This window comes from Clostridia bacterium, from assembly GCA_024685775.1.
Taxonomy (GTDB): Bacteria; Bacillota; Clostridia; order Christensenellales; family CAG-1252; genus CAG-1252.
In genome coordinates, this window is sequence record JAIKVL010000032.1 from 46,617 (window position 1) to 59,603 (window position 12,987).

General features: G+C 51.1%; 14 protein-coding genes. All 14 read right to left on the reverse strand.

Going from position 1 to position 12,987, the window contains the following annotated elements; translation table 11 throughout:
• Nucleotides 1-72: 72 nt before the first annotated feature.
• Nucleotides 73-624, reverse strand: a complete 552-nt coding sequence (efp, locus tag K5753_05745) for an elongation factor P (GenBank protein ID MCR4726698.1) — start codon at nucleotides 622-624, stop codon at nucleotides 73-75.
• Between the two features lie 24 nt (nucleotides 625-648).
• A complete protein-coding gene (locus tag K5753_05750; protein MCR4726699.1) occupies nucleotides 649-1,692 on the reverse strand; it encodes an aminopeptidase P family protein in 1,044 nt (347 codons plus the stop codon).
• Between the two features lie 43 nt (nucleotides 1,693-1,735).
• Entirely contained in the window at nucleotides 1,736-2,590 is an 855-nt protein-coding gene (locus tag K5753_05755; protein ID MCR4726700.1) for a TIM barrel protein, read from the reverse strand.
• Nucleotides 2,587-3,477 carry a riboflavin biosynthesis protein RibF gene (gene ribF, locus K5753_05760; protein MCR4726701.1) on the reverse strand — a complete coding sequence of 297 codons (891 nt, stop codon included), beginning with the start codon at nucleotides 3,475-3,477 and terminating at the stop codon, nucleotides 2,587-2,589. The genes K5753_05755 and ribF overlap by 4 nt, the downstream gene beginning before the upstream one ends.
• The gene (gene truB / locus K5753_05765) at nucleotides 3,474-4,340 is read right to left on the reverse strand and encodes a tRNA pseudouridine(55) synthase TruB (protein ID MCR4726702.1); all 867 of its coding nucleotides are present in this window, start codon (nucleotides 4,338-4,340) and stop codon (nucleotides 3,474-3,476) included. The genes ribF and truB overlap by 4 nt, the downstream gene beginning before the upstream one ends.
• Complete coding sequence (locus tag K5753_05770) at nucleotides 4,337-5,293, reverse strand: DHH family phosphoesterase (GenBank protein ID MCR4726703.1); 957 nt, start codon at nucleotides 5,291-5,293, stop codon at nucleotides 4,337-4,339. The genes truB and K5753_05770 overlap by 4 nt, the downstream gene beginning before the upstream one ends.
• The gene (gene rbfA, locus K5753_05775; protein MCR4726704.1) at nucleotides 5,280-5,666 is read right to left on the reverse strand and encodes a 30S ribosome-binding factor RbfA; all 387 of its coding nucleotides are present in this window, start codon (nucleotides 5,664-5,666) and stop codon (nucleotides 5,280-5,282) included. The genes K5753_05770 and rbfA overlap by 14 nt, the downstream gene beginning before the upstream one ends.
• Nucleotides 5,663-7,639 (reverse strand): translation initiation factor IF-2, encoded by a 1,977-nt coding sequence (gene infB, locus K5753_05780; protein ID MCR4726705.1) that lies wholly within the window; start codon nucleotides 7,637-7,639, stop codon nucleotides 5,663-5,665. Before infB ends, rbfA begins: the two co-directional genes overlap by 4 nt.
• Nucleotides 7,640-8,216: 577 nt before the next feature.
• Nucleotides 8,217-8,564, reverse strand: a complete 348-nt coding sequence (locus tag K5753_05785) for a hypothetical protein (GenBank protein MCR4726706.1) — start codon at nucleotides 8,562-8,564, stop codon at nucleotides 8,217-8,219.
• Nucleotides 8,524-8,790: a YlxR family protein gene (locus K5753_05790; protein ID MCR4726707.1), complete on the reverse strand. Its 267-nt coding sequence runs from the start codon at nucleotides 8,788-8,790 to the stop codon at nucleotides 8,524-8,526. The genes K5753_05785 and K5753_05790 overlap by 41 nt, the downstream gene beginning before the upstream one ends.
• 2 nt (nucleotides 8,791-8,792) lie before the next feature.
• Complete coding sequence (nusA, locus tag K5753_05795; protein ID MCR4726708.1) at nucleotides 8,793-9,857, reverse strand: transcription termination factor NusA; 1,065 nt, start codon at nucleotides 9,855-9,857, stop codon at nucleotides 8,793-8,795.
• An 11-nt stretch (nucleotides 9,858-9,868) separates the two neighbouring features.
• Complete coding sequence (locus K5753_05800; GenBank protein ID MCR4726709.1) at nucleotides 9,869-10,330, reverse strand: ribosome maturation factor RimP; 462 nt, start codon at nucleotides 10,328-10,330, stop codon at nucleotides 9,869-9,871.
• Nucleotides 10,331-10,492: 162 nt separating this feature from the next.
• On the reverse strand, nucleotides 10,493-11,950 hold the full coding sequence (locus tag K5753_05805) for a hypothetical protein (GenBank protein ID MCR4726710.1): 1,458 nt from the start codon (nucleotides 11,948-11,950) through the stop codon (nucleotides 10,493-10,495).
• Nucleotides 11,943-12,986 carry a flavodoxin-dependent (E)-4-hydroxy-3-methylbut-2-enyl-diphosphate synthase gene (gene ispG, locus K5753_05810; GenBank protein ID MCR4726711.1) on the reverse strand — a complete coding sequence of 348 codons (1,044 nt, stop codon included), beginning with the start codon at nucleotides 12,984-12,986 and terminating at the stop codon, nucleotides 11,943-11,945. The genes K5753_05805 and ispG overlap by 8 nt, the downstream gene beginning before the upstream one ends.
• Nucleotide 12,987: the final 1 nt, after the last annotated feature.

The following is a 12,987-nucleotide window of genomic DNA, read 5'->3' on the forward strand; positions in this document are numbered from 1 at the left end:
ACCGAAACATCCGTTTATAACGACAAAAAAAAGGCGTGGAAAATTCCACGCCGATTTTTTTGATCGAATGAATTACACGCGAGACATATACGTTCCGGTACGGGTATCGACGCGGATCACGTCGCCTTCGTTCACGAACATCGGAACTTGGATCTTATAGCCGGTTTCGAGCGTCGCGGGTTTGGTTCCGGCTTGCGCGGTATCGCCTCTGACGCCGGGCTCGCAAACCGTGATCAAAAGCTCGACGAAGTTCGGCGGCTCGACGGAGAAAGCCTTGTCTTTATAGAAAGAAACCGTGACCTGAGAATTTTCTTTGATGAAATTCAAAGCGTCGGAAACCTGATCGTAATTCAAGGGCAATTGCTCGTACGTTTCGACGTCCATAAAATAATAGAGTTCTCCGTCCGTGTAGAGATATTCCATATTCTTGCGCTCGATATGAGCCGCGTCGAATTTATCGGTCGGGTTGAACGTGCGCTCGATCACGCCGCCGGAAATAACGTCGCGGATCTTGGTGCGGACGAAAGCCGAGCCTTTACCGGGTTTTACGTGCATAAAATCAACGATGACGTACACCTTTCCTTCCATTTCAAAGGTGACGCCTTTCCTGAAATCACCTGCCATTACTGTCGAACCCATAATATCCTCCTAAACTAATATAATTTCTTTATCCGAACGGTCAAAGACCGCAAGTTTCCCATTTTCGATCGCCGCCAAACTCTCGATCCGAATTCCGAATTCTCCTTCGAGATAGACGCCTGGCTCCACCGTAAAGACCGCCCCATCCGCAAGGATATCTTCGGATCTCGCGCTCAAATACGGATCTTCGTGAATATCCACGCCGACGCCATGACCCAAAGAATGCGTAAACTTTCCTTTGAACGGACTTCCGTCGATCAACGATCGAGCGATCCGATCCGCTTCGAACGCGCTTCTGCCGCCGCTCGCGATATAATCGAGAGCCGCAAACTGCGCCCGCAAAACGACGTCGTACGCCGATTCGAATTTCCGATCGGGTTTCCCGCAAAACAGAGTCCGCGTAAAATCCGAACAATACCCGCCCTTTTTCGCACCGAAATCCATAACGATCGCGTCACCGCGCCGTAACGCGCGATCGGACGGGACCGCGTGCGGTTTCGCGGCGTTTTCACCGAACGCGACGATCGTGTCGAACGCGACGCCGGACGCGCCTTCCGAAAGCATTTCGAACAGTAGGCGATCCGAAACCTGCTTTTCCGTTACGCCGGGCTTGATAAAATCGAGCACGCGACGAAACGCGGTATCGACGATCGCTTCCGCTTCCGCAATCGTTTTAAGCTCCGACGGCGACTTGATTCTTCGCGCGCCGCGGATCATTCCGTCGATCGGAAGAAACTCCGCGTCGAACGAACCGAACAGCTTGTCGAATCGAGCAAGCGACAAATGCTCCTTTTCAATCCCGATCGACCGAACGGATTCAAGCGCATCCCGAATAAAATCGATTTGCGCAGATGACCCGAGAATAATCGGACGGAAATCGGGCGCAAGCGAACGCGCTTCGATCTCATAACGAGAATCGGTGATATAAAAAGCGGTCTTGCCTTTAACGAGGATATACGCATCCGAATTCGCAACGCCGCTCAAATAAAACAAATTCGACGGTGAAGTAATCAAAGCGGCTTCGGTCGAAGCAAATAAACTCGTTACATTCATAGAACAATTATACCCTATTTTACGGCTGTTTGCAACTGTTAATTTATTCGGAGAAGTACTTCGAGTATAGGTTTTTCATCGTTTTTGCATCCGAAGATTGCGTCCCGGCGGATTCGGAGAGAATCCATGGTTCGAGTTTATACTCCGCCAAGAGTTTCGCAAGGGGTTCGAACTCGGGTCCGAAGGTTTGATCCGCGAAAGTAAGATGGCGGATCTCTCCGCTTTTTCCGTACTCGATCTTGGAAAAGTGAACGTGCATTTTTTTGACTTTTGCCTCGCCCACGCCGTCAATCAGACGGTCGATGACTCTTTTATAATCGTCGTAGCTCTTCAAGCTGCCTTGCGTTCTTGCGTTCAGATGCCCGAAATCGACGCAGGGAAGCACGTTATCCGCGACGTTGCAGATCTCGACGATCTCGTCCAAATCACCGAGCTGATTGAGTTTTCCCATCGTCTCGGCGCAAACGTACGACCAATCATACCCCTCTTTATAAAAAATCTCCATAAAATCCGAAAACGCTCGGATCAAAACGTCCATCGCCTCGCGGCGATCTCTTTTCAAAGGCGATCCCGGATGGAAAACGGCGCGATTCCCTCCGAAAAATTTCAACGCGTCAAGCGAGGAAAAAAGATATTGAAAGGTAGCCTTCCGCTTTTCTTCGTCGTCGGTCGCGAAATTGATGAAATAAGGCGCGTGAACGCTGATCCCGACGTTCTTCTCGCGGAACGCGTTTCCGATCGAGGAAGCGGTCTCCTGCGTTATCCTGACCCCTCTTCCGAAGGAATACTCGAAAATGTCCAAGCCGCAGTCGACGATAAACTGCGGAACTTCGATCGTCTTCGTTAAACCGAGCGCGGCAAACGCTTCATCCGTGCCGGACGGACCGAATCGAATCATAAAAGCCTCCTTTTCCCGACGTCTTCCGAAATCGTTCGAACCAATTCGTCGACCGAATCGAACGCCTTTAATTCCCTTGCGAAATCCAAAAATTCGACGATAACTTCCCGCCCGTAAGCGTCTCCGCTGAAATCGATCAAATGCGTCTCGACGTTGCTTTTCCAATCGCCGAAAGTCGGATGCGGTCCGACGTTTGTGACGGAAGCATACGTTTTCCCGTCCAAAATCGTATTCGTAAAATAGACGCCGAATTTCAAATCGGACGGAGCGTTTGAAAGATTCAGCGTGGGAAAACCGATCTTCGCGCCGTCGTTTCTGCCTTTCCCGACGACGCCTTTGATCGAAAACGGTCTTCCGAGAAGACGCGCGGCGGCGCGGACGTTCCCTTCTCTCAAAAGCTCTTTGACTTTTCCGCTGCCGATCTTTTCCCCTTCCATTCGGTAAAGCGAAACGACCTCGTTTTTCCCGCTCGGGAAAGCGCGAACGAGATCGGCGGGATTTCCTTCCCCGTTTTTCCCATAGGAATAATCTTCCCCGCAGACGACGCCTGCGACGTTTACGCGTTCTTTCAAAAACGAAACGAAAGATTCGGGAGAAGCATTCAAAAACGCGGGATCCGCATCCACGAAAAACACTTCGTCGACACCGAGTTTTTCGATCTCGGAGAGCCGCTCTTCAAAGGACAAAAGCGGCGCTTTATCCAGCCCGAGCAATTCGTAGATATTGTTTCGAAACAAAAAAACGGCGCTTTTTACGGAAAGAGAACGAGCGATCGAAACCGCGCGCGAGATCACGCGCTTATGACCGAGGTGAATGCAATCGAAAAAACCGAGAGCGATCACACAAGGTTCTTTTTCGAAATAAGAAAACAGATCGAACGAATTCATAGATCCCTCGCAACGATTTTCAATTCGCCGTCGACGATTTGACCGATCGCGTAAAAACGATCCGCAAGATAAACGGAAACGAAAGAATTCGGTTCCTCGATCGGAATCTTTACGCCGTTATCGAGTTTCTTCGCGAATTCTTCGGAGAAATCGATTCTTTTCAATTTATCGCCAAACCTTTCGAGCGAAGTAAATCCCGCGTTCAGATTCTTTTCTACGTCGGGCAACGTAACGGCGTCGGAAATCGAGAAATCACCGTTTTCCAAGCGTTCGAGCGAGCCCATCAAAGCGGGATAGCCGAGTTTCTCCCCGATATCGCGACACAAAGAACGAATATACGTTCCCCCGGAACAGCGAATTTTGATCTTGAAGATTTCGGGAGCTTCCTTCCCGAGGAATTCGATGGAATGAATCGTGATTTTGCAAGGTTCGAGCGCGGCGTCTTTCCCTTTCTGCGCGAGTTTATATGCGCGCACGCCGCCGACGCTTTTCGCGCTGTACTGCGGAGGCATTTGCAAGATCGTCCCGACGAAGGGTTTCGTAGCTTCGACGAAATCTTCGTCCGAGACGCCGAGATATTCTTTTTCGGAGAGAATCTTTCCGCCGAGATCCAAAGTATCCGTTTGCTTCCCGAGAACGACGGTCGCAACGTAGGTTTTCGTCTTGGATAAAAAATAATCGAACAATTTCGTCGCGCTGCCGACCGCTACGCCGAGAAGCCCGGAAGCCAACGGGTCGAGCGTTCCGAGATGCCCGACTTTGATTTTTTGTCCGGTTCTTTTGCGCAAAAGCCCGCGCAAACAAACGACGAGATCGCTGCTCGACCAACCGGACGGTTTAATCAAATTATAAAACCCGTTCATAGGTTGTCTTTGCAAGCCTTCAAAACGTCGTCGATCACGTTGCCAATAAATCCGTTAAGCATGAAGCCCGCGGCAGCTTTATGACCGCCCCCGCCGAACGTCGCGGCGATCGCGCTTGCGTCCGAATCGCCCGAAGTGCGAACGCTGATCTTGAAACTATGCGGTTTTACTTCGGTGATCGAAGCCGCGATTTTGACCGTGGAAACGTTGATGATCTCGTTTACGAGATTGGAAGAATCGGCGGAAACCGTTCCCGTCGCTTCGAAATCTTCTTTCAAAAAAGTCAAGATCCCGATTTGTCCGTCCTCGAAGAATTGCGCCTTGTTTAAGACGCGCGCTTTCAGCTTAAAGACGGGAAAGCGAATCTCTTTGAAATGTTTATAAGAGATCTCCGCGTTATCGAATCCGAAACGAAGCAGTTCGGACGCGATCGAAAGCGTTCTTGCGCCGGTGCAGGAAAAGCTGAAATTCCCGGTATCCGTAACGAGCGCGGTATATAAAAGCCGCGCGATCTCCGCATCCAAAAGCGAAGGATCGAGCTCGATCAACAAAAGATAAATAAGCTCCGCCGTCGCGCCCGAAGCGGATTCGACGTAATTGACGTCCGCGAAAGGTCCCGACTGGCGATGATGATCGACGCATAAAGTCTGCGCGGATTTTTTGAATAAAGAATAATAGGCTCCGACTCGGTTTTCATCGCCGCAATCGACTGCGACCGAAAGATCGTAGCGCGTAAGAGGTTTGTCCGCGTTGATCTTGTTTGCGCCGAAGACTTCGTCCACGCCGCATTTCAATTCTCCGTCGCAAAACGCGTGAACGGTTTTTCCCGCCTTTTCAAGCGCGAATTTCAAAGCAAGCGCGGAACAGATCGTGTCGCAATCCGGATTAACGTGACAAAAAAGCGCGATTGTATTCGCACTTTTTATCGCCTTTAACGCTTCAATTTTCCCCATTTTCTTCTCCGTATCCTTTGTTTTCGTTTTCTCGGGTGCTTTCCATTGCGTGCTCGATCTTTTGCGTAAGATCGATCGCTTTATTCAAAGATTCGTCCTTAATGATGCGCAAATACGGAACCGTCCGCATTTTTACGCGCTGTTTCAAAAGGTTTCGAATATGCCCCGTGCAACCGTTTAACGCTTCGAACGTTTGCGTTTCTTTGCTCGGATCGCCGAAATAACTGATAAAGACGCGGGCATGCGAAAGATCGTCGCTCGTTTGGACTTCCATAACGGTCAGCATTCCCGAGATCCTCGGATCGTTCAATTCGAATTGAAGGATCGCGGAAAGCTGTTTCAAAAGTTCGGAATTGATTCTCTCGATATTCATGATTCGCTGATTTCCTCGATCACGAAGCATTCGATCACGTCGCCGACCTTGATATCGTTGTAATTCTCGATACCGACGCCGCACTCAAAGCCCGCGAGAACTTCCTTGACGTCGTCTTTCAGGCGTTTCAAAGAAGAAACTTTGTTTTCGGTGATGACGACGTTATCGCGCAAAAGTCTGAGGTTTGCGTTCTTCTCGATCTTTCCTTCGAGGACGCGGCAACCCGCGATCGTTCCTACGCCGCTGATCTTGAAGGTCTCACGGACTTCGGCTTTGCCGAGGACGTTCTCCGTAAATTTCGGAGCGAGCATACCTTTCAAGGCGAGCGTAATATCGTTAATCACGTCGTAAATAATACGGTAGTTACGAATATCGACGCCATACTTCGCGGCAGCCGCTTTCGAATTCGCATCCGGACGGACGTTAAATCCGATAATGATCGCCGAAGAAGTACTTGCGAGGACGACGTCCGATTCGGTGATCGCGCCGACGCCGCGGTGAACGACTTTGACTTTTACTTCGTCGTTGCTGAGCTTCAAAAGCTCTTGGACGAGCGCTTCGACGGAGCCCTGCACGTCCGCTTTTACGATCAAATTCAATTCTTTGAGCTTACCTTCGCTTATCTGCGCGAACAAATCTTCGAGGTTGGGCTTATTCGACGTATCTTCTTCGGTCTTATCTTTGATCTTTCTTTCTTCCGCGATACGACGCGCGAGCTTTTCATCGGAAACAACGAGCATTTTGTCGCCCGCGGAGGGGACTTCGTCGAATCCGAGGACGGAGACCGGGGTCGAAGGACCCGCGACTTTGACGAGCTTGGATTTATCGTTGATCATGGATTTGACCCTACCGCAGACGGCTCCCGCGACCATAAAGTCGCCGACTTTGAGCGTTCCGTTTTGGACGAGAACTGTCGCGATCGGACCCGAACCTTTATCCAACCTTGCTTCGATGACGGTACCTCTCGCGCTCTTTTTGCGATTCGCTTTCAAATCGTTCATTTCCGCGACGAGAAGGATGTTATCGAGAAGCTTGTCGACGCCTGCGCCCGTCTTCGCGGAGACCGGGCAACAAATGACCTCGCCGCCCCACTCTTCGATCACGAGCCCGTTGGAAGAAAGCTCGACTTTGACCTTTTCGATATCAGCGCCGGGTTTATCGATCTTATTAATCGCCACGATAATCGGAACGTTCGCCGCTTTCGCGTGATTGATCGCTTCGACGGTCTGCGGCATAATGCCGTCGTCCGCCGCGACGACGATGATCGCGATATCGGTCACCATTGCGCCGCGAGCGCGCATCGAAGTAAACGCTTCGTGACCCGGGGTGTCGATAAAGGTAAGCATTTCGCCCTTATTCTCGATCGTGTACGCGCCGATATGCTGCGTAATACCGCCCGCTTCTTTTTCCGCAATGTGGGAATTACGGATATAGTCGAGAAGAGAGGTTTTACCGTGATCGACGTGACCCATGATCGTTATGATCGGGGCGCGCTTTTCGTTATCTTCGCCTTCGATATCTTCCTCGTTGATAAGCTCTTCAAGCTTATCTTCCGCAGTCTTATCTGCTTTGTATTCGAGTTCGATCCCGTAGTTCGCCGCGACGAGTTCCGCTACGTCGTAACTGATCGAATCGTTGATATTTTTCATAATTCCTTCGAGAATAAGCTTACGCACGATGTCCGCGCTCGGCTTTCCGATCTTTTCGGAGAGAAGCTTTATCGGCACGGGATCGACCGTGATGACCGCTTTTTCGATCGGAGCTTGCGTCACGACGGGCGCTTGCTTTTGATACTTTTTGCTCTTAAAGCGCCTTGCGATCTCGCTGTCGTCGATTTCGGCGCCGTTTTCGAGTTCACGCCTTAAAATACTGCGCTTACTGCCCGACTTTTTATCCTCGTAGGGGTTATTGCTATTCTTTTCGAAGGTCTTCTTTCCGCCTTTTCCTTTTCCGACTTGCGGCGCGGCAAACATCGGCTTATCCTTATCGGCAAAGCCGCCGAAGCCTCCGAGGAAACCGGAGGGGCCGCTCGGACGAGAGCCGTTAAAGGAAGGCTTATTTCTTCCGAGACGTTCGCTTTCCGGGATATAAACTTTCGTGGGTTGGAACTTACGCGGCTCGGGAACGTCGGGGCGCAACGGATTGCGGAACGGCGTTTCGGCTTTCTTTTCCGGAGGAGCGGCGGGAGCGGGAGCAGCAGGCTCTTCTTTGGGTTTCCGAGCGGTTTCCACAGGCTCTTTTACGGGCTCCGACGCGACGGGCTCGACCGTCTCCTCCGTTTTTTCGGGAGAAGCGACCTCTTCCGCGGGTTCTTCCGTTTTCTCTTCGGGAGCAACCGCTTCTTCCGCGACGGATTCGGGTTCTTCCGCAAAACTTTGCTCTTCCTTTTTCAGTTCCTCGATCAAGAATTTTTCTCTCATTTCGCTGATCGAGTTCAGAAGATCTTCGGCGCGACGACGCGCTTCTTTTACTTCCAAAGTCAGGGCGCGAAACCTTGCCTTATCGAGCTCGATAAGCGCGCTGATATTTCCCAAGGCTTCTTTGTTCGTTTCACTCATTAATAACAACCTCCGATTGTTTGTTTAATTCTCTTTCGGACGCAAGCGACAGCCCTTCGTCCGTCAACCCGACGCACTTGACTTTTCTGCCTCCGCAATAAAAGGACAAGTCGTTTTCGGGAAGAAACGCGATCTTGATCTTTTCCTTTTTCGCAAAAAACGTCACTTCGTTCTTCGCGCTGCGACCGATCGCCGAATCGCAGAGGATCAAACGGACTTTCGATCCCGCCGCGATCACGCTTTCATAACCGAAAACGATCTTTCCGGACTTGATCGAAAACCCGATATAGGAAAAAAGTTTATCGCTTCGTAGCATCGTAATCCGCCAGAAGTCTTTCATAGACTTCTTCCGAAAGGAAGGTCTTGAACGTCTTATTCAAGAGTTTCCCTTTCACGCATTTTTTTATGCAGTCTTCACGATCGCAAACGTAAGCGCCGCGACCGGCTTTTTTGCCGGTCCGATCGAGGACGACCTCGCCCTCGGGAGTCTTAACGACGCGCAAAAGATCTTTTTTATCGAAAAGGCCTCTGCAAGCGACGCACATGCGCCTCGGCGTTGCTTTCATCGTTATTCCTCCGGATTCTCCATCGAATCCAAAATGGAAGAATAGGGTTTAACGTCGATCTTCCATTCCGTGAGTTTCGCGGCGAGACGCGCGTTTTGCCCTTCTCTGCCGATCGCAAGAGAAAGCATATTGTCGTTAACGATGACTCTCGCGGAATGCTCTTCGTCGTTCACGTGGACCTGCACGGCTTTCGCGGGGCTGATCGCGCGGGCGATGAATTCAAGCGGATCCGCGCACCAGCTGATGACGTCGATCCTTTCTCCGTTGAGCTCTTGAACGATGACGTTGATACGGCTGCCTTTCGGTCCGATGCAAGCGCCGACCGCATCGACGTTCGGATCGTCGGAATAGACGGCGATCTTCGTGCGGAAACCGGCTTCACGGACGATGCGTTTGATCGTAACGAGGCCGCTCTTCACCTCCGGAACGTCCATTTCGAACAAACGACGGACGAAATCGGGATGCGAACGGGAAACGATAACCTGCGGAGAACGCGTGTTCGTCGTCAAACGGCGGACGAGGACTTTAATCATATCGCCGACGTTATATCTCTCGTGACGGATCTGCTCGGAGATCGGCATAATCCCTTCCATCTGCGTCGGAAGGATCTCGACGTAGACGCTCGTGGGCTCGACGCGGCGGACGATCGCATTCACGATCTCGCCTTCTTTCTCGCTCATTTCGTTAAAGATCTGATCCTTTTTGATGTCGGTCAAACGCTGAACGATGACTTGACGCGCGGTCTGCGCGGCGATACGGGAAAAGTTCTTCGGAGTGATCTCTTGGGAGATCGTGTCGCCGACTTTATAGCTCGGCTTGATCTTCTTCGCTTCTTCGAGGGATATCTCTTTTTCTTCGTCCGTCACTTCGTCCACGATCGTGCGATACGCGAAAACACGGATCTTGTTTTGTTCCGGGTTGAGTTTGACTTCGATCGCGGTTCCGTCGCCGTACTCTTTCTTGTAGGCGGAGCTAAGACCCGCTTCGAGAGACGCGATAAACTCCTGCTTATCGATTCTCTTTTCCTTTTCCAACTCATCCAACGCCGCAAAAAAATCTTTGGTTATCATATTTCCTCCTAAAATGAGATATAGGGTTTGGCAACCGCAATATCTTTAATTGCAATTTCGATTTCGCCGTTCGCCGTTTGAAGCGCGATCACACCGCCTTCAAACTTCGACAAAACGCCGACGTGCTTTTTCGCGCCCGCGACGGGAGCGTAAAGCGAGACTTCGATCTCCGTCCCGATTTTACGAAGATAATCTTTCTCCGTCTTCAACGGGCGATCGAGACCGGGCGAAGAAACGTTCAGAACGAAGGGCGCGCCCGCCGTCGGATCGAGCTCGTCGATCGGACCGTCGATCGCGTTCATGACGATCTCGGTATCGTCCAAACTGACGCCGCCGGGCTTATCCGTGTCGATAAAGACGGTCAGATGCATGGCGTCGTGTTGCTTTTTGTAGCTGACCTCGACGAGATCGTAGCCCAAAGAAGCCAAGATCGGTTCGACGAGTTCGGTTACGCTGTCTTTTACTGACATATTCCTCCGATAGGAGCCCTTCATAAATTAAAAAGTGAGCCGATCAAGCCCACTTTTACGAAAAAAGCACCTTTACATTTTGAATTATAACACAGCGTAGTGAATAAATACAAGCGTATCAACCGATTTTTTTATCGAAGATCGGGATCTTTCTCCGGAAAGCTATTCGCGCAGGAGTTCTTTCGCGATCTCGACCGCCTCTTCAAGCGCGCCGTCGACTTTTCCTTCGCCTTTATTTTGAGAAATCGAAACGGTTCGGCTCTCGTTCGAGAAGAGATAACGAAGGGGTTTCGCCGTTTGATTCAAAAGATCGATAAGAAACTGCGGATTCGAAGCGGCGATGGGTTTTCCCGCGGAAAATTTGATCAGATCGGGAATAACGGTCGACAAACGCGGCGAAGCGTAACCTTTCGCGTTTGCGAATTCGGCGCGCTCCGTTTTCTCCGTAAAGGCGACCTTCAAAAACGAATGAACGTATTCTCGGATCTTATTTCCTTCGACGAAACACATCGCGATCTCATACGGGACGAACGCACGCTCCGTCTTAATCGCGCGGATCGCGGCGGTAACGGTCGGCGGGACGGACGCGCGCGGCTCTTCGGCGCGAACATCGCCCATGTCGAATCGGATCTGACTGTACACCTCTTCTTCATAGGGTTTCGGCTCCAAAACGCTGTACCGTTCGGGCGGCGCAAGCGGTTTCGTCTGCTCGTGGATCAAAGCGTAAGGAACCGTGCAAAGCGCGATCGAACGCGCGTACATACTCAAAGACGCTTTATCGTCGCGGCTGTTCACCCTACCGCGGCAAACGACGTCGACCCCGTTTTGCAAAAGAGGCATCGCCCCGTCGATATTGACGAAGACGTTCAAAGAACCCGTCGTGTCGTTGATACTGAACGTGTAATAATGCGGATAAAACCTTCTTCCTTCCACACGCTTGCTCTCGTCTCGATCATAATAGCGCAGGAAAGCGACTTTCCCGCAACAGACGACGTCTTGCCCTTCGCCTTTGAGCGTGCTGATATGGACGGCGGGCGAAAGCAGTTCGGACTCTTTTCCGAAAAGTATCTTTTTATCCGTGACCGAAACGCTTTTTCCGTAGCGTTGCGCCGATTTGGTCTCGATTTTGATCTCTTGATCGTCCGGGATCAAGACGAAGGTCAATTCGGAATCCGATGAAAAACGTTCGTATATGAACTTTTTGATGCGTTCGTCGAAATCGACGATCTCCATATACTTTTTCAAATTTTCCGCGACGGGGATATCCAAACGGATCTTATCGTCGATTTTCACTTGGATCGCGGTAAAATCGATATTCGCGCTGACCAAAGGAAAATGCTTTTCCATATACTCGATCAAAGCGGACTTGAAATTCTCCTCGGTAACGACGATCTTTTCGAATTTGCAATACACGGTAAACGACCCGCCGAGAGCCTTTTTAACGACGTCCTTGATCTTTTCGACGTCGGTCGAATTAAAATGGTAATCGAAAATATCCTCGGGCATCAAAAAGACGACGTTCGCGCGTCGATCCTGCGTGGAGACCTCCACCCGTCCGAGACGAAGATAATCGTACGCTCCGTCGAATTCTTCTTTCAGCAAATGCAAAATATCAGTCACGGAGATCCTCCTCGATGATCGAAAGGAGTTCGAGCAGGATTTTATCGTTCGGAACGGTCTTTATGATCTTTCCGCTCTTCATAATCGCAGACTTTTCCTTACCTCCCGCGACGCCGACGTCCGCGTTCGACCCCTCGCCCACGCCGTTTACGACGCAGCCCATAACCGCGACCGTGTAGGGCTTTTTGATATCCTTCGTCGCTTCCTTGATCTTTTCGGAAAAAGTTAAAACGTCGATCTCCGTTCGCGCGCAAGTCGGACATGAGATCACGTCCACGAAATTCTTTTTGAGTCCGATCGCCTTCAAAAGGTTGTCCGCCGCGTAGACTTCGCGAACGGGATCTCCCGTCAAAGAAACGCGGATCGTATCGCCGATCCCATCCAAAAGAAGCGCGCCGATCCCGGCGTACGATTTCGCGAGCGCGATCTCGCCGCCCCCCGCTTCGGTCACGCCGACGTGAAGCGGATAATCGCATTCCTTCGCGATCAATCGATAGGCTTCGACGTTCGTTTGAACGGACGAACACTTCGCGGAGATCACAATATCGTAAAAGCCGAATTTTTCGAGCAATTTGACGTTTTCGAGCGCGCTTGCCGCAAGCGCTTTCGCGCCGAATCCGTAGGCTTCGCGGGCTTTCTTTTCAAGCGAACCGCCGTTTACGCCGACGCGGATCGGGACTCCGTGACGCTTCGCCGCGGTAACGACGGATTCGACCGCCCTTTCCGAACCGATATTCGACGGATTCAACCTGACTTTGTCCACTCCGTTTTCGATCGAGGCGATCGCGAGTTTATGGTCGAAATGAATATCCGCGACCAAAGGAAGATCGGTCGATTCGCGGATCTCGCGAAGAGCCTTCGCGGCGGCTTCGTCGTTTACGCTGACGCGAACGATCTCTACGCCCGCTTTTTTAAGCGCGGAAATTTGAGCGATCGTCGCTTTCGCGTCGCTCGTCTTCGTGTTCGTCATGGATTGGATCGAAACGGGCGCGCCCCCTCCGATCTGTAAATTTCTTATCTTAACGGATTTCGTCATA